Here is a 25,010-nt window from a genome sequence, read left to right as displayed (position 1 = left end):
TAACTAAGCGAACCCATGCCATTTTCTGTTTAAGCAAATCGTTTTTAAGCCCTAACACATCATAAGAAGGGATCGTCCACGATCGGATATTTATTCTAATTGTATCCAAGTTGTCTTCCCTAATTGTCAATTTGTGCTAAAACTATATTTAAAAATAAACTATATTGGTTTTACAGCATTTATCGCCAAAACAATATAGTTTATTTTAATTATAGATCGGTTTATAAAAATTTCTATAAATCGTTATAAATTGCCCGGAAACTTGAACGAAGTCCAAATGACACTACGCCGGATTTATTGACTACAGGTGTTTCATATTGTGCTTTTGCGTAACGTTGGGTATAACCAAGTTCTAAACGGAGGTTATACTTGGGATTAAGCACATAGGCAGCCTTAGCATCCGCATAATAGATATTATTCTTTATTCCTTGGGCAATATGATTTCCATATAGATTTGGTATTGTATTATAGGATTGGAAGATGTTACCGCCCATATTACTTCCATCAGGCAGATCAAGTCCATTTTGGGTAAACATACCCTGTAACGAAAAGTCCCATCTATCCCATGCATAATTCACAAGGCCAACAAGCTCTCTAAAGTTTGCCCCTTTCGGATGAGCCAATGGCTCGGCATTGTTACTATAGTTTGAATACGACTTAAAGTGTGCGTAAGTATATGGTCTGGCTGTATTATACTCGGCTAAAAAGTTCAGGTTTTTCACACCAAACATATCATATCCCCTGACACCAAGTTGTGCTCCCCATTTGTTATGCGCATATCCATTCCCAGCAAAAAACTCTTTGGCGGTAAACTCCCCCAATAAGAACTGACCATATGCCGTCAAATTATAGGGTAGTTTATATTTGGAAGTTAACCCCAAAAACATTTTGTCTGGCGAAGTACGATTATTATTTTCAACAGGTCGGATAAAGATAATAGGACTAATATAACTGAAATCAAAACCTCTTTTACCTGCATCGTCTTGCGCAGCCCAAACAACAGATTGGAAAAAGCCAATTGATAATTTATTGGTCACATTCCAGTCCAGATATTGGAAAGCCCCCCATTTTTTACCATCGCCCAAACGCTTGTTCGGTTCACCCTCCATCGGATATGTACCTGTTAAATCCTGTCTAGGATGCGTCGGATCATTCATATAGGCCCAAATCGACGTATATTGAACATTCCCTATCGTCCCTGTTAATTTCAGATGCGCATAATTCGATGAAAAATCAGAGAGAAGCATGGATCTATATCCATCCCCAATGAAGTTTTTGTCGTAAGCCAAAGTTGCCTGAATATACTTATGCGCGTCATAGGTCATACTTGCTGTCGCATACATCCAATCCATTTTATTGTTGGACTTAAATTTTGAGTTCGCCTGCCCCGGCACAACTTTATTGGCTACGATATAGTCATCCAAATATTTGGGAAATACCGCCTGACTTTCAAATGCGGAAGTATTGAATGTAAATTTATTACCCACGTTCAATCCCACCTGAAATCCTCTGCTATTCATCCATGTCCGACGCTTGTCACCTAACATATCCTTTCCAATATAAAGATCCGGTAAAAAATCAGCATAGAATGTATAATCTTCTTTCTCAACCTGCACCAGATGTTCATTAAAAATCTTACGCATAAACCAATTGGACGAAGAAACAGGCTTATTGGATTGGATTGAATCAAACTTGGCTAACAATAAAGAGTCTTTGATGACGAATGGTTTAGCAGCAGTGTGCATTCTCGTCTCAGTAGAATAAACCGCATCGTTCATTTTTTGATAAAAATGATACGAATAAGGCTGACTCTTGATCTGGGCAAAACCGCCGAAGGAAATACCTACCCCCATGCTTGCCAGCACAATTCGGAGTAAATTATTATTTTTTGTTATATTAAGCCTCATAAAATTATTTCAAAGATTATTTTTTCTAGCAAAATGCATTCCTAAACGCAAATTAACCGAATAAAAATGACTTTATTCCTATGTTCAGTCAATTTTATAATGCTAAATCGTATTTGCTATTCCTTTTATTCAAAAATATTTATATCTTGCATTTTAGTAAATAACCTTATAACATAAAAATCAGTCCTAGCAAGCATGAAACGCAGAACATTTATCCAAAACGCAAGCCTGTTAACCGCGGGTGCACTTACAAGCAAATTTTCATTTGCTCAAGAACATTCTTTTCCCACTGTACGAACAAGTAAAGAGAAAAGACTTTTCTCGAGCAAGGTCATCGAAGATGCAATTGTAGAATTTCAGAAAAATGTTAAAAATAAGGAACTGGCTTGGTTATTTAACAACTGCTTTCCTAATACCTTAGATACTACCGTATTTCCCTATGTTCAAAACGGAAGAAATTATACCTATGTAATTACAGGGGACATTGATGCCATGTGGTTGCGTGACAGCAGTGCACAGGTATGGCCATACCTTCCTTTTATGAAAAAGGACAAAAAACTACAGGATCTTATTGTTGGCTTAATCCAAAAGCAGAGTAAATGTATCAATATTGATCCCTATGCCAATGCATTTTATAACGATCCGACCAAAAAAGGCGAATGGTTCAGTGATCACACAAATATGAAACCTGGAATCCATGAACGAAAATGGGAAATCGATTCATTGTGTTATCCAATTCGATTAGCTTATCATTATTGGAAAGAAACGAATGACAATAGCCCGTTTAATGAAGAATGGTTAGAAGCGCAACATAAAATATATCAGACTTTTGTTGAGCAACAGCGTAAAGATAGTCTAGGCCCGTACAAATTTGAACGTACAACCTCCAGAGGCTCCGATACATTACAAGTAGATGGCTACGGATATCCTGTAAATCCAGTTGGTTTGATCTGCTCCAGTTTTCGACCGTCAGACGATTCTACCATTTTCTCCTTTCTTATTCCGTCCAATTTATTTGCGATCGTTAGCCTTAGACAATCTGCCGAAATTTTGAAAAAGGTTAAAAATGAACATGAACTAGCTGTCAAAATGGAAGCTCTTGCGAATGAGGTCGAAACAGCAGTCAATACATATGGTATCATCGACCATCCGACACTAGGCCGGATATATGCCTTTGAAGTAGACGGTTTTTCGAGCCATCTTATGATGGATGATGCAAATATTCCGAGTTTATTGGCTCTACCTTATTTAGGGGCTGTCGATCTAAATAACGAAGTTTATCAACGTACACGTAACTTTGTTTTGTCTGATAAAAATCCATTCTTTTTTAAGGGAACAGCAGCAGAAGGTATTGGCGGACCTCACATAGGAAGAGATATGATCTGGCCGATGTCCATTATTATGCGAGCGCAAACTTCGACAAATGATGACGAGATTCGCAATTGCATCAAAACGCTGGTCAATACGCATGGCGGAACTGGATTTATGCATGAGTCTTTTCATAAAAACGATCCTAAAAAATTCACAAGACATTGGTTTGCTTGGACAAATACATTATTTGGCGAATTAATTTGGAAAATATACAAAGAGAAACCATCTTTGCTTCAATAAAGCTGAAACTTGTAACACAATGTTATAAGTGGAAGAGCTTATAACATTGTGTTATGGATAACTTATCAAAACCAGGTCCGATTGGCATTTTTGATTCCGGTTACGGAGGACTCTCCGTATTTAAGGAAATTCAACATCTTTTACCTCAGTACGATTATATCTATTTAGGGGACAATGCTCGGGTCCCTTATGGTACACGGTCTTTTGAAACCGTTTATAACTATACCAAACAATGTGTTTTTAAACTTTTTGATCTAGGCTGTAACCTTGTTATTCTGGCATGTAATACAGCTTCAGCAAAAGCATTAAGAACCATACAACAACATGATCTACCGCCGGGAAAGAGAGTCCTCGGCGTCATCAGACCCACTACCGAAATTGTACACAATTTTACGAAAACTAATAAGATCGGGATTTTAGCTACTACGGGAACGGTAAAATCTGAATCCTATAAAATAGAAATACATAAATTTAATCCAGAAATAGAAGTTTTTCAACATGACTGTCCTTTTTGGGTCCCTTTAGTAGAAAATAACGAAATCAATACAGAAGGCGCTCATTACTTTGTAGAAAAAGATATACGGGAACTTTTACAACAGTCCGATCAGATCGACGCTATTGTGCTTGCCTGTACCCACTATCCATTATTGCTGCCCGTAATCAAAAAATATACACCAAGCAATATCAATATCATTTCTCAGGGTCCAATTGTTGCAAATAGCTTAAGGGACTATCTCCATCGTCATCAGGAGATTGAAACTATTTGTTCCCAAAATGGACAATTGGCCTTCTATACGACAGATGATCCAAGAGACTTTGAAAGTAAAGCAAAAATATTTTTTGGAAAGCCAATAGCCGCAAGCCACATCAGTGTTTAACAAATAAAAGGCAATGATTTTTAAAACTTTTACTCCCTGGTCTTCGTTATGTTGATAAAAAGGCTAGTACAATGAAAAAGAACTTTATAACCATTGCTTACAATCAGGATACACAACATTGTGAATCCAAAGAATTTTCAAGTATTCAGGAAAGTGCAGATTATTTTAAAACTTTCGAGACATCTGCCCAGCCTAACTATGTACCGGTGTGTATCTACAATTTAAACACAAACACGATTCTAGATATAAGTGATTATTATGTAAACAAGGAAACTGAACTCCACCGAATCGTAAAACACTGCCTGGCGGAAAAATAACTCTTTTAATATTTAAAATCTATTGGCTGGCTAGCATCCTCCCTTTCTTATTAATAGAGTTATATATTTATATTATTACATTCTATAAAATAATATTTCATTAATTTTTAATATCTTCAAGCAGATAATCAGACCAAAAACAAGTCACAGATAATGAAAACCAAACTGACAATAAGCCTCTTAACAGTATCTTTAGGATTAACCGCATGTAATTCCAACCATGCGAATTCAAATTCGAGTTCGGATAGCAGCGCAAACGCTGCAACTGACACAACAAGTTACCCTCCGGTAGAAACACAGAAGGCAAACACAAATTATAAACCAGCATTTGCCGGACAAACGAGAATTCAGGGTGCAAAGACAAGCACGCCGTTCGAAGGTAAAGTAATTGCTGAGGGATTAAAATCTCCGTGGGGCATAACTGCGCTGCCTGATGGCCGATTATTAATCTCAGAAAAAGAGGGGAATTTTCGCATTGCAACGGCGGACGGTAAATTAAGTGACCCAATAAAAGGTTTACCTCAAGTCAATAGCAGTGGGCAAGGTGGACTTCTGGGATTACGTCTTGATCCAAAATTCGAATCAAACCGTATGATTTATTGGGTTTTCTCTGATAATACCGCTGCTGGGACGTTGACGGCTGTTGCAAAAGGAAAACTGTCTGCAGACGAGAAATCGATAGAAGGTGCCAAGGTGATCTATCAAGCTACTCCGGCTCATAAAGGAAATCTGCACTATGGTGGTCGTATTATCTTTGATAAAGAAGGAAATATTATTTTGAGTACGGGTGAAAGATCTGATTTGGTTACAAGACCATTGGCACAAGATCTTAATGCAGCATTGGGCAAGATCTTACGCATCACCACTGAGGGACAGCCTGCTCCAGGAAATCCATTTATAGGCAAGCCAAATGTCCGTCCGGAAATTTACAGTTATGGACACCGCAATCCTCAAGGGCTTGCCTTAAATCCGGAAACCGGCGATCTTTGGGAAACCGAATTTGGTCCACGGGGCGGCGACGAGCTGAACCGAATTGAAGCTGGCAAGAATTATGGATGGCCAACGATTACGTATGGTATAGAGTATAAAGGCGATAAAGTTGGCGCGGGTATACAACAAAAAGACGGTCTGGAACAACCTGTCTATTATTGGGATCCGGTCCTCTCTCCTAGTGGAATTACATTCTATACCGGACAGAATATTCCAGAATGGAAGAATAATCTCTTTATTTGCGGTTTGAGCAGCATGCACATTGCCAGAATTATACTGAAGGATAACAAGGTGGTTGGAGAAGAGCGTCTATTAGGTAGTGAAGGACAACGATTTAGAGATATCACGCAGGGAAAAGATGGCGCGCTGTACGCTATCACAGATATCGGAAAATTATATAAAATTGATAAAAAATAAATTCCTTGATTCGACGCAGCCCCTCTCAAATGGGCTGCGTTTTATTTTGACTTGGCCCTCAAAAACACACTTTCAACTACTTTTATTGACCTTATTTTCTATATTTCTTTTCGAACATGACAAATATCATAGTTTGGCTCGATTATTGATCATCTATTAGCGAATCAATAAATTATTATATGGTAAAAAAAGAAAAAATGAAAAAATTATTAGAAATTAATCCCTTGTCATTCTATATGACCAACTGGGGATTCGTAAACAACACCGCCCCAAAAAGAACGCGCAAAACCTGCCAATCTTCTCCCAAAAATTAAGCGTTCTTGCTTAAACAATTCAATTAAAATTTATTAAAATCATCTGCTGATATCCTCCATACGGATATTAAGTAAGAGATTTATTTCTTTTACTAAATCCGTATGGAAAGACATTAAGCTATGCGAAAAAATAGGCCAATAAGATCACGATAATAATACAAGCAATCATAATGTATTTATTCAATTGGCTATTTTTCTCTCCTTCGTCACTTTTATAGTGATAATCTCGTTTGTTGGGCAAATTCATAAGCTTGTTTTTATTCATGATGAAGTTACGGACTTTTTTCCATATTATTCGTGATGATAAGGCTCCCCCTTCATGATGGAAAAAGCACGATAAAGCTGCTCTGTAAAAAACAAACGAATCATTTGGTGCGAAAACGTCATCTTCGATAAAGCGATTTTTGATTTTGCCCGATCGTAAATCTTTTGGTCAAACCCATAGGGGCCTCCTATAATAAATACCAAATGCTGAACACTTTGTACCATCATTTTTTCCAAATAAGCTGAAAACTCCAAGGAGCGAAATTCTTTTCCATGTTCGTCTAGCAGAACTACTAGATCTTGTGGTTGTAGCTGTTTCAAAATCAGCAAAGCCTCTTTATCTTTTTGCTGTTCAGCAGAAAGATTCTTGACATTCTTGATATCGGGAATAACGACAATACTGAAGTTCACATAAAACTTTAATCGCTTAATGTACTTTTCAATACCTTCAATTAGGTATTTGTCATCCGTCTTACCTATACAAAGTAATGTTATTTTCATCGAAATATATTATTTGTTTTTGCTATCAATAGCCAAATAAAAGCTAACTTGCTCGATCCAAAATAATGAATATCCATTAGCTTCCTGTCATTGTCGAAAAACTGATCACCAACTTTTGTCTAAGACCTGTTATACTAAGTCTAAAAGCTACCATTCTAATAAACCCAAAGGCGCACAAAGTTCCGATTTTATTTAAAATAAAAACAATCAAAACGACAAAAAAACATTAACCCCATTTGTTCATTTAGTTTTAAAACATTTATTTTTGCGTACCCCCTTAATACATCACTTTGAAAATGGATAATAACCTTGTTTTACTAGCGAAAACAAGCCGGACGCGGTAAACGAAAAAACCGAATTTAAATCATTCGGTTTTTTCTGTTATTTAGGAATACTTATGTAAAATTAACCACTAAAATGGCGCATCATCAGGCATATCGTTCATTCGGGAGGGCATAGTAATACCTCCACTAAAACCTCCAGCACTAAAATCATCTGCAAAGTTTGGCGACGGATTCAAGGCCGAAGCAGAAAATGTAGCCGGCGCATCACCGAATCCATCTCCACCACCCATACCCGAAAACTCATCTTCTAAATCCACAAACTTCACAAATTTACCCACAAAGCGAAGTGGAACAATTCCGGTCTCACCATTACGGTGTTTTGCAATAATAACTTCACCGACACCGGCAGTAGGACGTCCCTCTTCATCTTCTGTCAAACCATAATATTCAGGTCGATATAAGAAAAGAACCATATCAGCATCCTGTTCAATAGAACCAGACTCCCGTAAATCGGACAACATAGGACGCTTACTATTGCCCGGTCTTGACTCTACTGCACGGCTCAATTGCGACAATGCAAGCACGGGGATATTTAATTCCTTAGCTACAGACTTCAACGCGCGCGAAATACTACCAATCTCTTGTTCCCGGTTACCCCCGCCTTTACCGTCTGCTTTACCGTGCATTAACTGCAAGTAATCGACGATCACCATTTGGATATCGTATTGTGCTTTTAGACGCCTACATTTTGCTCTAAATTCGAACACGTTCAACGCCGGCGTATCATCAATAATAATAGGCGCATCAGTTAATCGACCAATTCTCGAATGTAATTGTTGCCATTCATGATCAGCAAGATTTCCTTTTTTCAATTTCTCTTGCTCAATTTCGGTTTCACCAGCGATTAGACGATTGACGAGCTGAACAGATGACATCTCCAGCGAGAATACGGCGACTGCTTTACCGTGTTCCACAGCGGCATTACGCGCGACAGAAAGTACAAATGCAGTTTTTCCCATCGCTGGACGTGCTGCAATAATAACAAGATCAGAAGGCTGCCAACCTGAAGTCATACGATCCAAGGCTGTTAAACCCGAAGGCACACCTGTTAGACCATCTGTGCGATCCCGGAGCATTTCAAGATTAGAAATCGCCTCACGCATAATATCATCCATCTTTCTTGAATCTCTTCGCAAGTTATTTTGCGCGATATCAAACAAGCTTTTTTCGGCATGATCCAAAAGATCGAAGATATCTGATGTTTCATCATATGAACTATTGATAATTTCGGTAGAAACCTTAATAAGCTCACGCTGAATATATTTTTGAGAAATAATACGGGCATGATACTCAATATTAGCTGCAGAAACCACGCGATCTGTCAATTGCGTAATATAGTAGGCACCGCCGACCATTTCAAGAGCCCCCATCCGTCTAAGTTCCGAGGTAACTGTCAATATATCAATTGGAGAAGTCTTTTGAAAGAGGCCAAAAATCGCTTCAAAGATCTTTTGATGTGATTCTTTGTAAAACGATTCCGGTTTTAGAATATCAATAATTTCACTCAGTGCATTTTTCTCCAGCATCAAAGCCCCCAAAACAGCTTCTTCAAGGTCCACTGCCTGCGGCGGAAGCTTACCCAAACCGCTCACCAAATTATTTAATTTGGTACGACGTTCGCCATAATTACCCCGTTTGTTATTATCCGTGTTATTCGCTTCAAAATTACTGTCGTTCATCATGATATTATATCAGAAATATAGCTTTGCTATCCTTATAAATTTTAGATAGGATAACAAATGTATAAAAAATAAAATTCACCACCATGAGGATTTACAAACAGGGAAATTCGACGATCAGATCCGAACCCTCAAAAAGCTTTGATGGACACAGATTTACAGGATTAGTTTTCAACACCTACTGTTGAAAAGATGTTGAAAATAAAAATTTACCACTCAAAATCAATACTTTAAAAAAATGTTAATAACTTAAACTATTGTGAATAAGCAAAATGGTCAAAAACAAATCAATATCCTCCACTACCATCAAAATAAACTGACTTTGATATGAAAACAAATCCCTTTTTTAGCACCGAAAAATATTCATATATTGTATCTTTGTAAAATGACGCACGATTCCTCAACACTAAAGCCCTACAAAGACGCCAACGATGGGAAGAAGAAACAGGTAGCAGATATGTTTGACAATATCTCGCATTCCTATGATTTTTTGAACCATTTCATGTCTTTGGGTATTGACATTATATGGCGTAAAAAAGCCATCAATTCCTTAAAGTCCATAAAACCGCAACTGATGTTGGATGTAGCGACAGGAACTGGTGATTTTGCACTGGAATCAATTAAAATCTTGAATCCAAAAAAGATTATTGGAGTCGATATCTCCCAAGGCATGCTTGAAGTCGCCAAGAAAAAGATTGCAAGCAAGGGATTAGCGAATCAATTTGAAGTTCAGTTAGGAGATTCTGAGCGGCTTCAATTCGAAGATAATACCTTCGACGCAGTTACTGTAGCATTTGGTGTCCGCAATTTTGAAAATCTGGAAAAGGGCTTATCGGATATATACCGCGTATTAAAGCCTGGTGGGAAAGCTGTTATTTTAGAATTTTCTAATCCGAAAAAGTTCCCCATTAAACAATTGTATAATTTTTATTTCAAGTTTATCACACCAACCATTGGAAAATTCTTTTCAAAAGATTCCAGTGCATATGAATATTTACCGGAATCCGTTGCTCAATTTCCGGACGGCCAAAAGTTCGTGGCCATAAACAAAAAAGCTGGTTTTAATGAAACTATTGTTAGACCACAGACGTTTGGCATCTGTACCATCTATATTGCTACAAAATAGGGTGACCGAGGCGCTTTTTTTTAGGGAAAATCTGATTAAATTTTAAATACCAACTAGTTACAATATATGACTAAAACAGTTTTTATTACAGGAGCAAGTTCCGGCATCGGTCAGGCTTGTGCCGAAGTTTTAGCGAAAGAGGGGTATAATCTTTTACTTTGCGCGCGCAGGTTAAACCGTTTAGAAACATTAAGAGATACACTACTTGCGGCCTACCCGACTATTCAGATCCATATATTTGAGCTCGATGTCCGAGATGCTAAGCAAGTTGCAAACCAAATTGGAGGTTTGCCCCCCGAATGGAAAAAAATAAATATTCTCATCAACAATGCTGGGTTGAGCCAGGGATTAGATCCTATTCAAGATGGTGATATCGGCGATTGGGACAGAATGATTGATACCAATATCAAAGGCTTATTGTATGTAAGTAAAGCTGTGATACCCCTTATGGATACCGACAACGGCGCTCATATTGTTAATTTAGGATCTATTGCAGGGAAAGAGGTGTATCCGAATGGAAATGTATACTGTGCGACCAAACATGCTGTCGACGCATTGACTAAAGCGATGCGTATTGATTTGCTAACGCAAGGCATTAAGGTAACCTCCATCGATCCCGGAATGGTAGAGACAGAGTTTTCGGAAGTTCGTTTTCATGGAGATCGAGAAAGAGCTAAAAATGTTTACAATGGTGTACAACCTCTAACAGGGAAAGATATTGCGGAAACGATCCTTTTCGTCATTACCAGACCAGCACATGTTAATATCAACGATCTCTTAATCATGCCTACAGCGCAGGCCACAGGCACACTTGTCAATCGAAAATAATTCAAATATCATGTCATTAGAAATACAAATAAATCAAGACATTAAGGCAGCAATGATCGCAAAAGACACGGCAAAATTACGTGGTTTACGTGCGATTAAAGCAGCTATCCTCTTAGCGAAAACAGAAAAAGGTCATGCAGAAGATCTTAGCCAGGAGGCGGAGATTAAAGTGTTACAAAAACTTGTCAAACAACGTCGCGAATCTGCTGAAATTTATAAGACGCAAAACCGTGAAGATCTGTATGAAATTGAAGTTGAGGAAGAAAAAGTAATCGAGGCTTACCTACCCAAACAGTTAAGCAAAGAAGAAGTTGAAACCATTGTCAAAGCAATTATCGTAGAAACAGGAGCTTCTTCCATTAAAGATATGGGTAAAGTAATGGGTGCAACAAATCAAAAGCTTGCAGGACAAGCTGATGGCAAAACAATCTCTGAAGTCGTTAAAAGTCTTCTCGCATAAAAGTTTTCAAATCACTCGAGTCAAATTAAATCGGGTATGTCTTCCCTGATATATCGATTTAATTTGACTCTTTTTTTTATTTTAATGATGGATTTTCAGTGGAACCTCAAGAAGTTTGATGAACTCAACAATAAAGAACTGTATCGTATCTTAAAGCTTCGAATGGAAGTTTTTGTTTTGGAACAAGAATGCTTATATCCTGAATTGGACGATAAGGACTTTGCTTGTCTCCATCTTTGGGCGGAACACAATGATGATATCATTGCATACACGAGATTAGTTCCCCCTGGTCTCTCCTATCCGCAGGCTTCCATCGGTCGGGTCATTGTCGCTGAGCAAGCTCGCGGAACCGGTTTGAGTCAACAATTAATGATTCATTCCATCGAATCTCTCTATAAAGAATTTGGTGAAGGCGAGATACAAATAGGCGCACAATTTCATTTAAAATCCTTTTATGAAAAATTAGGGTTTAAACAAATCTCCGAGCCCTACCCTGATTACGGAATCCTTCATATTGATATGATTAAACCCACAATTTAGTAAATTCAGGCATGCAAAACGTTGTCATCATCACGGCCGCTCTATTTGGCAGCCTCGCTATTATCCTAGGTGCATTTGGAGCCCATGCGTTCAAAAAAATCCTATCCGCTGAAAAACTGGAATCCTTTGAGGTCGGCGTGCGATATCAAATGTATGCTGCACTAACCCTATTGATTCTAGGATTCAATTTTCGGTTTGAGCTTCAGTCTGAACGAGTGGCATTTTATCTGATCACACTAGGAACTATTTTATTCTCTGTAAGTATATATTTTCTATCGTTTGCTGAATACTGGAAAAAGAATCTAAAGTTTCTTGGCCCAATTACCCCGCTCGGCGGATTGCTTATGATCGCAGGCTGGGTTGCTGTTATCGTTCGTTTTTTGTAGATTTGAAATAAATATGGCAATGATGTCTGCCCTGAACCGCCCTGATAAGCTGATGACGTCTACTATTTTAGTATAAAACAACAATTTTATATAAAGTGTAGACTTATGGCTATAACACATTCAAATCAAAGCAATCTTCATTTTTTTCTTAAATGGCTTATCTCCTGTAGTGCGATAGGTTTCATTGTCGGATCTGTTTGTGCGTTTTTTCTCTTTTCCCTCAATTGGGTAACGCAGTACCGGGAGGCTCATCCTTGGATAATTTATGGACTTCCCCTAGCAGGATTTGCCATAGCATTGCCCTATAAGTATTGGGGCGATCCATCAAGCAAAGGAAATAACCTGCTGATTGAAGAATACCTTCATCCTCAACGCCGCATTCCGCTTATCATGGCGCCTCTTGTCTTATTCGGAACTTTACTTACACATCTGTTTGGGGGTTCTGCAGGCCGTGAAGGAACTGCTGTACAGATAGGTGGAGCAGTTTCCGATCAGCTTAATCGCTGGTTTGACTTCGATAAAACTGAACGCCGCATCTTAATTTCGATCGGCATCACTGCAGGATTTGCCGCTGTGTTTGGCACCCCGCTCGCCGGAACGATATTCGGCCTGGAAGTCCTACTGATTGGCAAAAAAAGATATTTCGGCATCCTACCCTGTTTATTTACCGCCTATTTTGCGAACTTCAGCTGTCAATTATGGAATATTCCACACAGCCATTATCCAATTCATGATGTTATTCCAATGCTGTCCTTGACCAATATTGGATTTAGCCTCGCCGCAGGTATTCTATTCGGTATTACAGCATGGCTTTTTACATCTGCCAGCGATTTCTTTAGCCTTCAATTCAAACGAATTAAATATCCTCTGCTTAGACCAGTGATTGGCGGTATTATTTTGGTACCTATCATTACGTTATTCCATAGCAGTAACTATATTGGACTTGGTATCCCCATGATTCAGAACGCATTTGTCGATCAGTCGAACTATTATGATTTTATTATCAAATTACTTTTGACGACTTTCACCCTTTCGGCCGGGTTTAAAGGCGGAGAAGTCACCCCCTTATTTTTTATCGGGGCAACCTTAGGTAGTGCATTAAGCACCATTATTCCACTTCCCGTCAGCCTGCTGGCTGCCATGGGCTTTGTAGCCGTATTTTCAGGCGCTACAAACACCCCGCTCGCCTGTATTGTAATGGGTTATGAATTATTTGGGATTCAACCTATTTTATTTATAGCAATAGCGTGTATAGTCGCTTTTTTATTTTCCGGAAAAAAAGGAATTTATATCGCGCAAAAAGGCGGTTTAAAGGAAAAATTATACCGCAGGCTAAATTTATAAACAAGCAATACGCTTTCAGCTTCTTTGTCTATCTCCTTGTGTTCCATTATGGACTACTTCAAATAAACACAAGATCGGACAAAAAAACATGCTAAAAAGAAGAGTGCAGATTACAAGAATGGATAGATGACATCTGAACTACAGTAGTTTTCCGTGCAGAAAGAATGCTGCAACAGTAAAATAGATAATCAATCCGGAGACATCCACCAACGTTGCAACAAACGGCGCTGATGCTGTCGCTGGATCCAAACCGAACCGACGTAGGATAAATGGAATAAACGATCCCGACAAAGTTCCCCATAAAACAATAAACAATAAGGAAACCGCAACCGTAAAGCCAATTGAAATCCAATAAGGACCATAGTCATATAGACCAAGAAAATGCCAGGCCAATATCCGTAGAAATCCGATCGAACCTAATATCCCACCTAAAATTAAACCGGAAGAAACTTCGCGCTTCATCACATACCACCAATCTTTAAGCTTTAACTCTCCGAGCGCCATGGCACGAATAATTAAAGATGCCGCCTGCGACCCCGAATTACCTCCACTGGATATAATTAAAGGAACAAACAAAGCAAGCACAACCGCTTTTTCCAATTCCCCCTCAAAAAAGCCCATTGCTGAGGCTGTAAGCATTTCGCTAAAAAACAAAATGATTAACCAGCCAGCTCTTTTTTGAATCAATTGCAACAAGGGGGTTTTGGTATAAGCCAGATCCAATTCTTCCATCCCTCCAAATCGCTGGATATCTTCTGTATCGCGATCTTCAATTCGGTCCAACACATCATCAAATGTCACAATTCCAACCAACACCCCTGCTTCTGTAACGATAGGCAAAGCACTGCGGTCATATTTTTGAAAAATCTCGAAGGCCTCTTCCATGGGTGTAGAGGCTTTAATCGCGGCAAAATTGTAGTCAATTAAGTCGGAAATCTTAGTAGAAGAATCCGATAGTAGTAATTGACCAATTTTCAAGTCATCGATCAATACGTTTTTCTCATCAACTACATAAATAAAATTGAGCGTTTCAGCTTTCCTTCCAAAAACTTTAATATGCCGAAAGACATCATCAACAGTATAATAAGGACGAACTTGCACATACATTGGTGTCATAAGTCGGGCTATACTATCCTCTTTATATCCGATCAGCTCCAAAGCCATTTGCTTCTCGCGCTCATTCAATAGATTGATCAGATATTTAATCAGATCATCCGGCAATTCCGACAATAATTCATTCCGGGTATCCGGCTTCAAATTATTCAGCAATTCGGACAGCTCATGCTCCGTCATGGATTTGATCAACGTATATTGAACATCCATTTCAAAAAAAGAAAAGATCTCCAATCTATCCTCCAAAGGATAGTCCATAAACTCTTGATGTTGCTCCCCTTTACTTAAACGCGATATTTCTTCCGCGATATCGGCCGGGTGTAATGCTGAATTTTGTTCCATTGGAAGAAAATTTTAATGGATTTAGCGCAAAAGTAGCTTATTTTGTATTATTTTCAACAATCTGAAAAACTATTTTTTCCAATGGGAATTAGGGCCAGCTTTTCATAAAATCGTCTACCACTGTGCTGAACGGTCCATTTGACGTTCCTTGCCCATTAACTTTACAATAGCTTAAAAATTAATTAATCCAGGTGCTAGCTCTACAGGTTCAAGCCCCGCCTTAAACAACCGTGCTTTTAAACCACCTTGCAGTACAATGGTCCCGTCATTTACGTGTAGCCAGCTACCTTCACGCAAGCCTATAACAGGTTGGCTGTTCAATTGATGAAATTCCTGAATTCGCGTTTCCCTCGTCTCTCCTTTATGTGTAGAATTTGGATCTGGATCCAAATAATGTGGATTGATATTAAAAGGTAAGAAACCAAGTGCGTTAAAACTAGGCGGATAAACAATAGGCATATCATTCGTGGTTCCAATTGTTAATCCGGTCAAATTGGACCCCGCGGATGTGCCCACATATGGAATCCCCTTTGCTACTTGTACGCGCAGTTGCGGAACCAAATCCAGATCATACAGCGTTTTTAAGAGTAAAAATGTATTTCCTCCACCAATAAAAATAGCTTTAGCATCCTGAATAGCCTTCTTCATATTGTCAAACTCATGGAGCCCCCTAACCGTCACGCCCTCATCTTTCAGGGCATCTTGTACCTTAGCGGTATAAGCATCAAAGGAAATTCCTGAAGGTCTCGCAAAAGGGACAAACAGCAATTCGTCTGACTGAATAAATTCGACAAAATCGTGCTTAATATAAGCTAAAAACTCACTCCCATGGATCGTGCTTGTACTTACGACCAATAACTTGTACGCTGGATTAATCTTCATCTTCTATCGTTAAAACATTAAATAAAAAGTACCTTTGGCTTTATTAATTGCGAGGCCAAAGGTACAGTTTTCGTTCCTTACTATAGGCTATTTCTTATCAGCAGGCTTTTTTTCTGCACCCAATCTTTTATTTTCTTGCAGTGCCTTATGTAAAAGATATTCTATCTGCCCATTAACACTTCTAAACTCATCTGCAGCCCATTTTTCCAATGCTTTGTACATTTGGTCGTCTAAGCGTAGCATAAAGTTTTTCTTATCCGCCATTTCATTTCGTTTATTGGTACAACGTACCTGTATTTACAATTGGTGTCGCTGCTTTCTCTCCACAGAGTACAACCATTAAATTGCTGACCATTGCTGCTTTTTTCTCGTTATCCAACTCTACAATATCTTTCTCAGACAATTTATGCAAGGCCATTTCCACCATCCCAACTGCACCATCTACGATCTTTGCCCTTGCGGCCACAATTGCTGCCGCCTGTTGTCTTTGAAGCATCGCACCAGCGATTTCTGACGCGTAGGCCAAATGGCTGATTCTTGCTTCCTTAATAATAACGCCAGCTGGCGCCAAACGATCCGACAATTCTTGTTCAAGAATATGATTTACGGTATCCCCACCTTCACGCAAGGTGATCTCCGCTCCTTCATCTTCCAAGTTATCGTAAGGAAAGCTTCCGGCCAAATGTCTTACTGCTGCTTCACTCTGCGTGCGTACATAAGATGTGTAGTTACTGACATCATAAGCAGCTTTATACGTGTCACCCACTTGCCACACGATCACTGCCCCAATCTCAATTGGGTTTCCCATCTTGTCATTTACTTTCAGTGTCTGTCCCTGTAAGTTATCCGAACGAAGACTTACTTTAATCGTTGAATACAACGGATTGACAAAAAACAATCCATTTTCCTTAACGGTACCTACATATTTTCCGAAGAAATTCAGCACACGTGAATGATTTGGATTAATAATCATCAATCCCTTTAAAATAAAAAAAGTAGCAATCATTAATACCACTCCCAATACAACATACAGCGAACTTTCTTCTACACTCGCAAATGAAAATATAGCTGCCACAAACGAGACAACAGCTATCAATAAAGCTAAATAGCCTGACATTGGTTTAATTAGTTTTTCCATAATTGTTAATATATATTTGATATCATTTTAATATCATAAAAATACTACAATAATTTTCATATTTCAAAGGAAAATTTAAAATTGCTATTTTTGATCATGCGCAAAAAATCCTTTCTACCCTTAGTCAATTCGACGACAGAAATACTCATCCTTGGCTCGTTGCCCGGAGATAAATCTCTGGCAGAAAATGAATATTATGCACATCCACAAAATCGCTTTTGGAAAGTAATCACCAATTTGTTCAATGCACCGGAACAAACAAATTATACGGAGAAGATAGATTTATTACTCAAAAACAACATTGGTCTTTGGGATGTTTGTGCAGAAGCCTCTCGTCCCGGCAGTATGGATTTAGCCATACAAAATGAAGTTCCGAATCCGATTGACGAGCTGCTGCAAACCTTTCCCACAATCACACAAATTATTTTTAACGGACAAAAAGCGTACAGTTTGTATTTAAAGCATTTCAACAAACGAGAAGACATTATGTACAGATGCTTACCCAGCACAAGTCCGGCCAATGCGAAAAGTAATCTCGAAAATCTAATTCAACATTGGCGCATAATAATAAGTGATTAAATTACACGAATTAGGTTCTTTAATTCAGTCCTATTGCTTATTTTTGCCCTAAGATGTCAGATTTAAAATACAATCAACGAGGCGTATCCGCAGGGAAAGAGGATGTGCACAATGCGATAAAAAATATAGATAAGGGTCTGTTTCCCAAAGCATTTTGCAAAATAATTCCAGATATTTTGGGTGGAGATCCAGACTGGTGTAATATTATGCATGCGGATGGTGCTGGTACCAAATCTTCATTGGCTTATGTATACTGGAAGGAAACCGGTGATATTTCAGTGTGGAAAGGTATAGCACAGGATGCAATTATCATGAATATTGACGACTTGCTTTGCGTGGGAGCCATCGATAACATTCTTTTATCCTCAACGATTGGCAGAAATAAAAATCTTATTCCTGGAGAGGTGATCGCAGAAATCATCAATGGCACAGAAGAGATTCTATCTGAACTTCGGGATTTGGGAATTGGCATCTATTCTACAGGAGGTGAAACGGCCGACGTTGGCGACCTTGTTCGCACCATCATTGTTGATAGTACGGTGACCTGTCGTATGAAACGTGAAGACGTCATTTCAAATCATCGCATCAAAGGTGGCAATGTAATTGTTGGATTGGCATCGAATGGAAAAGCAACCTATGAACAGACGTACAATGGCGGAATGGGTTCCAATGGACTAACTTCTGCACGTCATGATGTATTTAACAAAAAAGTAGCTGAAAAATATCCTGAAGCGTATGATCCAGCTGTTCCTTACGAACTAGTTTTCGCTGGAAGCCAGGACCTCACCAATGAAATCGAAGTTGAAACAGGAGAAAAAATAACTGCGGGTAAGCTTGTTCTTTCGGCGACGCGTACTTATGCGCCTGTTATCAAACAAATACTGGACAAGTATCGTTCACAAATCGACGGAATGGTGCATTGCTCAGGTGGAGCGCAAACAAAGGTTTTACACTTCGTTGATAATGTGCATGTCATCAAAGATAATCTTTTCCCGATCCCACCTCTTTTTGAATTAATACAGAAAGAATCCAATACAGACTGGAAAGAAATGTACAAAGTATTTAATATGGGACATCGTATGGAATTATATGTACCGGAGTCAATTGCATCGGATATCATTGCTATTTCAGAGTCGTTTGGCATTCCGGCTCAAATCATAGGTCGCGTGGAAGAATCTACTGCTAAAAAAGTTACTATAACCTCTCCTTACGGAGAATTTATCTACGAATAAAAGATTTTCATCCCTGTCCCCTGCTTATACAGGCGACAGGGCTATTTTTTCAATTTGGTATAAATGAAAGAGAAACTTCTTGTGGGCTGGAAAGAGACCCTTGATTTACCTGAATTGGGAATATATGGTATAGAAGCAAAAGTCGATACCGGTGCTGCTTCATCGGTACTACATTGCAATTCGTACGAGATCGTTAAGGAAGATGGTCAGGATTGGATTATCTGTGAACTTATAACAAATTTTGGGACAAAAGAAACAAAAACACTGAAGTTAAAACTCTATAGGACAAAACTCGTGAAAAGTTCTTTTGGCCAAGAAGAAAAGCGTTACTATATCCGCACAACAGCAACATTATATAACCAGGTATTTAGCATTAAGATCTCCTTTAGAAATAGATCACAAATGACCTATCCTATGCTGTTGGGTAAAAATTTCTTAAACAAAAGATTTTTGGTCGATGTTTCCAAAGAAAATCTGTCGACGAAGACCCTGGTAAAATAAAACAATTAGCCAAGCTATTTTGTTATCTTAGCACAAAATATATTCAATATACAAATCGTGAAAATTGCCGTATTATCGACAGTAAAGAGTTTATACTCAACTCGTCGTCTCGTAGAAGCCGCACAACAAAGAGGACACGAATGTGTTGTCATCGATCACAGCAAATGTTATGTAGGCATTCAACAAGGTAAACCCAGTATTCATTATAAAGGACAGGATCTCAGTGATATTGATGCCATTATTCCCCGGATAGGAGCATCAGTAACATTCTATGGATCTGCTATCGTTAGACAATTTGAGGTGATGGATGTCATTTCCGCGAATCCCAGTCAAGCCATTACGCGTTCCCGAGACAAATTGAGATGCCTACAGATTTTATCCGGGGCAGGTATCGGACTCCCGATTACAGGATTTGCACGCACAGCCTCCGATGTGGACGATCTCATCAGTATGGTAGGTGGAGCTCCTTTAGTCATTAAACTACTCGAGGGAACCCAAGGTATCGGTGTTGTACTTGCCGAAACCAAAAAAGCGGCCTCTTCTGTTATAGAAGCGTTCTACGGCCTGGGCAATAACATCCTGATCCAAGAGTTCATCAAAGAGTCTAAAGGCTCTGATATTCGTGCATTCGTGGTTGACGGCAAAGTTGTTGGAGCGATGAAACGCACGGCGAAAGAGGGTGAGTTTAGATCAAATATCCATCGGGGTGGCACCGCTCAGATTATCCGGTTAAGTAAAGCTGAAAGAGAAACAGCAATTGCGGCTGCGGCACAGCTAGGACTTACGGTTTGTGGTGTAGATATGATTCCTTCTGACAGAGGCCCTTTAGTACTGGAAGTAAACTCATCTCCTGGTTTGGAAGGCATCGAGAAAGCGACAAAAAAAGATATTGCCTCAGAAATTATACAATATATTGAGAGACAATATGAAGCAAAGCAAGCTCAAATGCCTAAAGTCGTTAAGAAAAAGAAAAAAAGAGAAAGTAAATTATAAAATTACCGGATTAGCAACTAAAAGGGTTGTTCGTATATACGGACAACCCTTTTTAGTTGCTAGATAACCTAGACTCAACTAAAGCCGAATTTCCAATACTCCTTAAATTCGCCTACCGTTGCTTCCAATTTTTACTTATCTTAGGCTAAATTATGAATTAATGAAAAGATTTAGCCATCTTCTATTTGCCTTTGTACTCGTACTAGCTGCATTTTCCTGGTCTTTTAGCCAAACAACTATCCAAAAGACGGCATCGCCAACTTGGCTCCGGCCCACTACAAAAAAGGCCATAAAGCCAAATTTGGATGATATTAGTGATGGATATTACTATGAGCTAATCGAACATCAAATAAACTTGGCTACCCAAACAAAATATTATAAGGACATAAAAGTTCTATTTGATCAGACTGGAATCGAAAATCTGGGGCAAATTCAGGTAACCTTTGACCCGCATTTTCAAAAACTTCAACTACATGAGCTAAAGGTTATTCGCAACGGCAAGGATATTAATCTACTACCGCAAGCAAAATTTAAGCTCCTTGCCTCCGAAACAGAGCTTTCGAGATCTATCTACAACGGAAGTCAAATGGCCCATTATGTTTTGGAGGATTTACGTAAAGACGACAAGATTGTATTTGCTTATTCAATAATAGGTGTAAACCCAGTATTTGAACAGAAATTTTTCGACAGCTACTACTTACAGGGATATGAACCTACAGGTCTGGTCCATCTCAACTATATTGTACCCAATGGTCGCAAACTTCAGTTTAAGAGTTTCAATGGCGCTCCTGAGGTGCAGCAACAGTCAACAGGAAATACAACAAATTTCTTCTGGGAGCTGACGGCTGACAAAACGGTTCAATACGAAGATTATAGCCCGTCATGGTACAGCCCTTTAAAATATATCCAATGCACGGAATTCAATACCTGGCAGGAAGTTGATCAATGGAACCGTAAAATTAATCCCATCCCGCAAATAGCAACGACAAGTACACTGCAAACCTTCGTCAACCAACTTTGGAAAGAGTCCAAAGGACAGCCCTATACATACCTGAAAAAAGCCTGCGACTTTGTACAAAATGAGATACGTTATATGGGTATTGAGATGGGAGAATATTCGCACCGGGCAAATGTTCCAGAAAAAGTATTTTCCCAGCGCTACGGCGATTGCAAGGATAAATCAATGCTGCTGGCTACAATGCTCAAAAACAAGAATATTGATGTAGGACTCGTATTAGCCAATACCTATAAGAATAGAGGCCTGCAGGAAGAGCTCCCCTCGCCCTATGCTTTCAACCATATGGTTATTGAAGTTAATATTGGTGGACGTTCCCAATATATTGACCCCACCATAACTCAGCAGGGTGGAGATATCAAAAACAGGTATTTCCCAGCTTATGGGAAAGTACTCTCCACCATGGGTAGTGGAAAGCTTACAGACGTACCGCAGCATGTTACCGGCAATATTAAAGTCAAGGAAACCTTGACACTGGAAGGCAAATTTGAGGCTACCCTGGATGTCCACACAACTTATGTTGGAAATGAGGCGGACGATATGCGCAGTTATTTTCAAAGTAGCGCCAAAAATGACATACAGAAGCAATACTTAGAGTATTATACAAAGATCTACCCCAAGATCAATAAAACTGGTCATATACAATACAAAGATGATATGGAGAACAATATTGTGGAGGTCATCGAAAAGTATAAAATAAAGAACATTGGAAAGAAGGAAAGCGGATCTACAAAAAAATATATTCCTTTGTTGGGAACAAATATCAATGAAAAGCTTCCAGAGATTATGGAGGATCGTATTGCTCCCCTAAGCCTTTCTTTTCCAACAGATCTAACCTACGAAATGTATATTGTCAACAAAGGCAAAAAGGAATTTGGTAATTACAGGGACAATAGTTATTTTGACAGGACTGCGTATGTCTTCGGTAAAACACTGGAAGTAAATCAAGATAGTATTAAGCTCTCATACACGTTAAGTTTCCACGAACCCTTTGTCGAACAAAAAGACCTGAAACAGTATTATACAGATTTTGCAGATCGTGATGATATCTTTTATAATGGCTTTTATCTTGACAATGACGGATATGTAACAGATGGGATACCTCGCTTAGGAACCCCTTCTTCAGTCAATGAAATTAATTGGTTTTCATTAATCCTATTCGTTCTTCTGGTGCCAGCCATCATCTGGTATATTGTTAAAAAGTATAATAAAACCAGAGCTTTTATCATCAAACCTTATGACGAGATCTATCACGATCAGATCGGCGGATGGATGATCGTGCTGCTTATTGTACTATTTATAAATATAGTGACCCTATCCGGTATATTTTTCTTCCAGCAGTCCTTCTTTAATTTAAATACTTGGCAGGCGGCAGATCAGCTGGAAGGTGTTTCCCCCTTTTTATACAGAACTTTACTATTATTAGAAATAATCGGTAATATATTGGTACTAGCGGGTTTGATTTATAGCTGCATCTTGCTGGTCAAGAAACGCGATATTTTCGCTCAGACCTTCTTTATGGTTGCACTATTTATGGCCGTATTCTGTACTATTGATGGAATTGTATCCCATCTTATGTTCAAAAGTTATTTTGATAAAACAGAAGACTTGTTCACACATTATAAAGATACTATAAAATCAATTTTTTTCTTCTGTATTTGGGGAACTTACGTCTATAAATCGGAACGTGTAAAAGGCACCTGTATTCGGACGTATCAGAACGATGAGATTATTCAGAAGGCTGCGACAGTTCATCCTTTTGATCAAGATTTTCTAAAGCTTTATTCAATTACAAAACAAAGAGAAAACGAAGCTGAGGCGGAATTTCAATCCCAGGGTGATAGAGCCAATAGCAGTCATCCCGAGGATCATCCAGATAAACCATAGTTGCCACCTCGCGTAAAAATGGTTTCGTAAATAATATACGAAACCATTTTTTATGAAAATATGATTTACATTATTTCATCTTCATCACCATATTATCCGCGCCTTCAGTAGACACTTTTACCTGACCAGATTTGTTCTTCGTAGACTTATAATGGACATGGTTTTTGACTCCCTCAATCTGAACGGTCTCTACTGAACCAATATTGACCCTATTGTCTGCTCCCTCTATCGTTACCGTTGCGATGTCATTGCCTGTTACTGTATTCCCCTTCCCCTCAATAATCAATTTGCTCACATTGCCACGAATCACAACTTTATTGTCAGCTCCTTCTATTTGTACGATCTCTCCTCCTTTGGCCTCTATTGTACGGTTATTGTTTACCCCTTCAATCGAGATAACTTTTCCCTGTTGATTAACCACATCGTTCGTTAGAGCCTTGGAAAATGGCTCTTTGGCCGCTATAACCAAGCTTCCGATCAAAAGAAGCGAAAATCCAAATGTAATTGTTCTTAGTTTCATAATGCTCTATTTTCTACAGTTCAACAAAAATCAAACCTAATTTCAGATTTAAAAGGGATATGAGCTGTAATATACTACGTCAATGCCTCAAAAGTATAATTGGGGAATAAGAAATAAAATGAAATACAGCATGTATTGGTTTTACTTGGAACATAACGTCCCAAAAAAGATACAGCATCCGTTACAACAAAAAAAGGAGCCTAACAGGCTCCTTTAATATCTCTAACAAATTGACAGCGGATTAAAAACTCTATTTTACTGCGTCTACAACTGCTTTGAAAGCTTCTGGGTTATTTAAAGCTAAGTCAGCTAAAACCTTACGGTTCAAACCAATATTCTTAGCGTTTAATTTACCGATCAATTGGGAATAAGAAATTCCGTGTTGACGAGCTCCAGCGTTGATACGTTGAATCCATAAAGCTCTAAACTCGCGTTTTTTGGTTTTACGATCGCGGTAAGCGTATTGTAAACCTTTTTCTACTGTATTTTTAGCAATAGTATAAACTTTGCTACGTGATCCAAAGTAACCTTTTGCAAGGCCTAGGATTTTTTTGCGTCTTCTTCTAGAAGCTACTGCGTTAACCGAACGTGGCATATTTTTAAAATTAGTTTGGTAGAAGGTGTCATGTATTTCAATGAACTTACAACCTTGTACCCGGTTAAAAAATTATTATTAATAAAATCGAATAAAACTTATTTACCGATGGCAAGCATACGTTTTACGTTGCCCATATCGCCATCAGATACATAACTTGTTTGTGTTAAGTTACGTTTACGTTTTGTGCTCTTTTTTGTCAAGATGTGGCTTTTGAAAGCGTTTTTTCTTGCAATTTTACCTGTTCCAGTCAATTTGAAACGTTTCTTTGCGCTGGAATTGGTTTTAACTTTTGGCATAATACTTA

General features: G+C 38.6%; 26 protein-coding genes and 1 riboswitch. Of the genes, 15 read left to right on the top strand and 11 right to left on the bottom strand.

The features are described 5' to 3' along the window. Positions 1 to 233: 233 nt before the first annotated feature. Positions 234 to 1,907 carry a gliding motility protein RemB gene (locus B3297_RS07600; protein WP_070565592.1) on the bottom strand — a complete coding sequence of 558 codons (1,674 nt, stop codon included), beginning with the start codon at positions 1,905 to 1,907 and terminating at the stop codon, positions 234 to 236. A 195-nt stretch (positions 1,908 to 2,102) separates the two neighbouring features. Between B3297_RS07600 and B3297_RS07595 the strand changes: the two genes are divergently transcribed. The 4 genes from B3297_RS07595 to B3297_RS07580 all read left to right on the top strand — a co-directional run bounded on the left by B3297_RS07595 (position 2,103) and on the right by B3297_RS07580 (position 6,120). Beyond that, complete coding sequence (locus B3297_RS07595; RefSeq protein ID WP_070565595.1) at positions 2,103 to 3,518, top strand: glycoside hydrolase family 125 protein; 1,416 nt, start codon at positions 2,103 to 2,105, stop codon at positions 3,516 to 3,518. 53 nt (positions 3,519 to 3,571) lie between these two features. Continuing rightward, positions 3,572 to 4,396, top strand: coding sequence for a glutamate racemase (gene murI / locus B3297_RS07590; RefSeq protein ID WP_070565597.1), 825 nt, complete (start codon positions 3,572 to 3,574; stop codon positions 4,394 to 4,396). A gap of 71 nt (positions 4,397 to 4,467) precedes the next feature. Continuing rightward, entirely contained in the window at positions 4,468 to 4,713 is a 246-nt protein-coding gene (locus tag B3297_RS07585; protein WP_046674482.1) for a hypothetical protein, read from the top strand. A 153-nt stretch (positions 4,714 to 4,866) separates the two neighbouring features. Next, the gene (locus B3297_RS07580) at positions 4,867 to 6,120 is read left to right on the top strand and encodes a PQQ-dependent sugar dehydrogenase (protein WP_070565599.1); all 1,254 of its coding nucleotides are present in this window, start codon (positions 4,867 to 4,869) and stop codon (positions 6,118 to 6,120) included. 432 nt (positions 6,121 to 6,552) lie between these two features. Here the strand turns inward: B3297_RS07580 and B3297_RS07575 are convergent, their stop codons facing one another. The 3 genes from B3297_RS07575 to dnaB form a co-directional block, all read right to left on the bottom strand. Further along, complete coding sequence (locus B3297_RS07575) at positions 6,553 to 6,681, bottom strand: hypothetical protein (protein ID WP_262886172.1); 129 nt, start codon at positions 6,679 to 6,681, stop codon at positions 6,553 to 6,555. Between the two features lie 44 nt (positions 6,682 to 6,725). Beyond that, complete coding sequence (rlmH, locus tag B3297_RS07570) at positions 6,726 to 7,199, bottom strand: 23S rRNA (pseudouridine(1915)-N(3))-methyltransferase RlmH (RefSeq protein ID WP_070565601.1); 474 nt, start codon at positions 7,197 to 7,199, stop codon at positions 6,726 to 6,728. Between the two features lie 412 nt (positions 7,200 to 7,611). Then, a complete protein-coding gene (gene dnaB / locus B3297_RS07565) occupies positions 7,612 to 9,222 on the bottom strand; it encodes a replicative DNA helicase (protein ID WP_370445164.1) in 1,611 nt (536 codons plus the stop codon). Between the two features lie 385 nt (positions 9,223 to 9,607). Between dnaB and ubiE the strand changes: the two genes are divergently transcribed. From ubiE to B3297_RS07535, 6 genes are all read left to right on the top strand, one after another. Next, positions 9,608 to 10,348, top strand: a complete 741-nt coding sequence (gene ubiE, locus B3297_RS07560; RefSeq protein ID WP_070565625.1) for a bifunctional demethylmenaquinone methyltransferase/2-methoxy-6-polyprenyl-1,4-benzoquinol methylase UbiE — start codon at positions 9,608 to 9,610, stop codon at positions 10,346 to 10,348. Between the two features lie 66 nt (positions 10,349 to 10,414). Then, a complete protein-coding gene (locus B3297_RS07555) occupies positions 10,415 to 11,176 on the top strand; it encodes an SDR family oxidoreductase (protein WP_070565627.1) in 762 nt (253 codons plus the stop codon). A gap of 10 nt (positions 11,177 to 11,186) precedes the next feature. Continuing rightward, positions 11,187 to 11,636: a GatB/YqeY domain-containing protein gene (locus B3297_RS07550; protein ID WP_070565629.1), complete on the top strand. Its 450-nt coding sequence runs from the start codon at positions 11,187 to 11,189 to the stop codon at positions 11,634 to 11,636. 36 nt (positions 11,637 to 11,672) lie between these two features. Continuing rightward, complete coding sequence (locus B3297_RS07545; protein WP_236560229.1) at positions 11,673 to 12,176, top strand: GNAT family N-acetyltransferase; 504 nt, start codon at positions 11,673 to 11,675, stop codon at positions 12,174 to 12,176. A gap of 11 nt (positions 12,177 to 12,187) precedes the next feature. After that, positions 12,188 to 12,562, top strand: a complete 375-nt coding sequence (locus B3297_RS07540) for a DUF423 domain-containing protein (RefSeq protein WP_070565633.1) — start codon at positions 12,188 to 12,190, stop codon at positions 12,560 to 12,562. A 6-nt stretch (positions 12,563 to 12,568) separates the two neighbouring features. Next, positions 12,569 to 12,631, top strand: a riboswitch (Fluoride riboswitch). A gap of 36 nt (positions 12,632 to 12,667) precedes the next feature. Then, the gene (locus B3297_RS07535) at positions 12,668 to 13,906 is read left to right on the top strand and encodes a voltage-gated chloride channel family protein (RefSeq protein WP_070565635.1); all 1,239 of its coding nucleotides are present in this window, start codon (positions 12,668 to 12,670) and stop codon (positions 13,904 to 13,906) included. A 138-nt stretch (positions 13,907 to 14,044) separates the two neighbouring features. Here the strand turns inward: B3297_RS07535 and mgtE are convergent, their stop codons facing one another. The 4 genes from mgtE to B3297_RS07515 form a co-directional block, all read right to left on the bottom strand. Beyond that, complete coding sequence (gene mgtE / locus B3297_RS07530; protein WP_070565637.1) at positions 14,045 to 15,361, bottom strand: magnesium transporter; 1,317 nt, start codon at positions 15,359 to 15,361, stop codon at positions 14,045 to 14,047. Between the two features lie 171 nt (positions 15,362 to 15,532). Then, positions 15,533 to 16,243 (bottom strand): dipeptidase PepE, encoded by a 711-nt coding sequence (gene pepE, locus B3297_RS07525; protein WP_070565639.1) that lies wholly within the window; start codon positions 16,241 to 16,243, stop codon positions 15,533 to 15,535. An 87-nt stretch (positions 16,244 to 16,330) separates the two neighbouring features. Beyond that, a complete protein-coding gene (locus B3297_RS07520) occupies positions 16,331 to 16,507 on the bottom strand; it encodes a ribbon-helix-helix domain-containing protein (protein ID WP_070565641.1) in 177 nt (58 codons plus the stop codon). Between the two features lie 10 nt (positions 16,508 to 16,517). Further along, entirely contained in the window at positions 16,518 to 17,381 is an 864-nt protein-coding gene (locus B3297_RS07515; RefSeq protein WP_070565643.1) for an SPFH domain-containing protein, read from the bottom strand. A gap of 96 nt (positions 17,382 to 17,477) precedes the next feature. Between B3297_RS07515 and B3297_RS07510 the strand changes: the two genes are divergently transcribed. The 5 genes from B3297_RS07510 (at position 17,478) to B3297_RS07490 (ending at position 23,588) form a co-directional block, all read left to right on the top strand. Then, positions 17,478 to 17,960 carry a DNA-deoxyinosine glycosylase gene (locus B3297_RS07510; RefSeq protein ID WP_070565645.1) on the top strand — a complete coding sequence of 161 codons (483 nt, stop codon included), beginning with the start codon at positions 17,478 to 17,480 and terminating at the stop codon, positions 17,958 to 17,960. 53 nt (positions 17,961 to 18,013) lie between these two features. Then, positions 18,014 to 19,192 carry an AIR synthase related protein gene (locus B3297_RS07505; RefSeq protein WP_115050721.1) on the top strand — a complete coding sequence of 393 codons (1,179 nt, stop codon included), beginning with the start codon at positions 18,014 to 18,016 and terminating at the stop codon, positions 19,190 to 19,192. A 63-nt stretch (positions 19,193 to 19,255) separates the two neighbouring features. Next, positions 19,256 to 19,693: an ATP-dependent zinc protease gene (locus tag B3297_RS07500; protein ID WP_070565649.1), complete on the top strand. Its 438-nt coding sequence runs from the start codon at positions 19,256 to 19,258 to the stop codon at positions 19,691 to 19,693. Positions 19,694 to 19,750: 57 nt separating this feature from the next. Next, entirely contained in the window at positions 19,751 to 20,686 is a 936-nt protein-coding gene (gene rimK / locus B3297_RS07495) for a 30S ribosomal protein S6--L-glutamate ligase (protein ID WP_070565651.1), read from the top strand. Positions 20,687 to 20,846: 160 nt separating this feature from the next. After that, entirely contained in the window at positions 20,847 to 23,588 is a 2,742-nt protein-coding gene (locus tag B3297_RS07490) for a DUF3857 domain-containing protein (protein WP_286778710.1), read from the top strand. Between the two features lie 70 nt (positions 23,589 to 23,658). Here the strand turns inward: B3297_RS07490 and B3297_RS07485 are convergent, their stop codons facing one another. The 3 genes from B3297_RS07485 to rpmI all read right to left on the bottom strand — a co-directional run bounded on the left by B3297_RS07485 (position 23,659) and on the right by rpmI (position 25,002). Next, entirely contained in the window at positions 23,659 to 24,108 is a 450-nt protein-coding gene (locus B3297_RS07485; protein ID WP_070565655.1) for a DUF3060 domain-containing protein, read from the bottom strand. A gap of 250 nt (positions 24,109 to 24,358) precedes the next feature. Continuing rightward, a complete protein-coding gene (gene rplT, locus B3297_RS07480; protein WP_046674462.1) occupies positions 24,359 to 24,703 on the bottom strand; it encodes a 50S ribosomal protein L20 in 345 nt (114 codons plus the stop codon). Positions 24,704 to 24,801: 98 nt separating this feature from the next. After that, positions 24,802 to 25,002, bottom strand: a complete 201-nt coding sequence (rpmI, locus tag B3297_RS07475) for a 50S ribosomal protein L35 (protein WP_002993964.1) — start codon at positions 25,000 to 25,002, stop codon at positions 24,802 to 24,804. Positions 25,003 to 25,010 lie beyond the last annotated feature (8 nt).

It is taken from the genome of Sphingobacterium sp. UBA3519, from assembly GCF_002377215.1.
Taxonomy (GTDB): Bacteria; Bacteroidota; Bacteroidia; order Sphingobacteriales; family Sphingobacteriaceae; genus Sphingobacterium; species Sphingobacterium multivorum.
The sequence above is the reverse complement of the archived record's forward strand: the minus strand, read 5'-3'. Positions and strand labels throughout refer to the sequence as shown.

Coding starts and splice junctions, on each gene's coding strand:
- B3297_RS07510 (WP_070565645.1), top strand. CDS start 17,478: ATGCGCAAAAAATCCTTTCTACCCTTAGTCAATTCGACGACAGAAATA.
- mgtE (WP_070565637.1), bottom strand. CDS start 15,361: ATGGAACAAAATTCAGCATTACACCCGGCCGATATCGCGGAAGAAATA.
- B3297_RS07575 (WP_262886172.1), bottom strand. CDS start 6,681: ATGAATTTGCCCAACAAACGAGATTATCACTATAAAAGTGACGAAGGA.
- B3297_RS07595 (WP_070565595.1), top strand. CDS start 2,103: ATGAAACGCAGAACATTTATCCAAAACGCAAGCCTGTTAACCGCGGGT.
- B3297_RS07585 (WP_046674482.1), top strand. CDS start 4,468: ATGAAAAAGAACTTTATAACCATTGCTTACAATCAGGATACACAACAT.
- B3297_RS07540 (WP_070565633.1), top strand. CDS start 12,188: ATGCAAAACGTTGTCATCATCACGGCCGCTCTATTTGGCAGCCTCGCT.
- B3297_RS07535 (WP_070565635.1), top strand. CDS start 12,668: ATGGCTATAACACATTCAAATCAAAGCAATCTTCATTTTTTTCTTAAA.
- B3297_RS07500 (WP_070565649.1), top strand. CDS start 19,256: ATGAAAGAGAAACTTCTTGTGGGCTGGAAAGAGACCCTTGATTTACCT.
- B3297_RS07550 (WP_070565629.1), top strand. CDS start 11,187: ATGTCATTAGAAATACAAATAAATCAAGACATTAAGGCAGCAATGATC.
- dnaB (WP_370445164.1), bottom strand. CDS start 9,222: ATGAACGACAGTAATTTTGAAGCGAATAACACGGATAATAACAAACGG.
- B3297_RS07600 (WP_070565592.1), bottom strand. CDS start 1,907: ATGAGGCTTAATATAACAAAAAATAATAATTTACTCCGAATTGTGCTG.
- B3297_RS07490 (WP_286778710.1), top strand. CDS start 20,847: ATGAAAAGATTTAGCCATCTTCTATTTGCCTTTGTACTCGTACTAGCT.
- B3297_RS07520 (WP_070565641.1), bottom strand. CDS start 16,507: ATGGCGGATAAGAAAAACTTTATGCTACGCTTAGACGACCAAATGTAC.
- rpmI (WP_002993964.1), bottom strand. CDS start 25,002: ATGCCAAAAGTTAAAACCAATTCCAGCGCAAAGAAACGTTTCAAATTG.
- B3297_RS07485 (WP_070565655.1), bottom strand. CDS start 24,108: ATGAAACTAAGAACAATTACATTTGGATTTTCGCTTCTTTTGATCGGA.
- B3297_RS07555 (WP_070565627.1), top strand. CDS start 10,415: ATGACTAAAACAGTTTTTATTACAGGAGCAAGTTCCGGCATCGGTCAG.
- rlmH (WP_070565601.1), bottom strand. CDS start 7,199: ATGAAAATAACATTACTTTGTATAGGTAAGACGGATGACAAATACCTA.
- rplT (WP_046674462.1), bottom strand. CDS start 24,703: ATGCCACGTTCGGTTAACGCAGTAGCTTCTAGAAGAAGACGCAAAAAA.
- pepE (WP_070565639.1), bottom strand. CDS start 16,243: ATGAAGATTAATCCAGCGTACAAGTTATTGGTCGTAAGTACAAGCACG.
- B3297_RS07580 (WP_070565599.1), top strand. CDS start 4,867: ATGAAAACCAAACTGACAATAAGCCTCTTAACAGTATCTTTAGGATTA.
- ubiE (WP_070565625.1), top strand. CDS start 9,608: ATGACGCACGATTCCTCAACACTAAAGCCCTACAAAGACGCCAACGAT.
- murI (WP_070565597.1), top strand. CDS start 3,572: ATGGATAACTTATCAAAACCAGGTCCGATTGGCATTTTTGATTCCGGT.
- B3297_RS07545 (WP_236560229.1), top strand. CDS start 11,673: ATGTCTTCCCTGATATATCGATTTAATTTGACTCTTTTTTTTATTTTA.
- B3297_RS07515 (WP_070565643.1), bottom strand. CDS start 17,381: ATGGAAAAACTAATTAAACCAATGTCAGGCTATTTAGCTTTATTGATA.
- B3297_RS07505 (WP_115050721.1), top strand. CDS start 18,014: ATGTCAGATTTAAAATACAATCAACGAGGCGTATCCGCAGGGAAAGAG.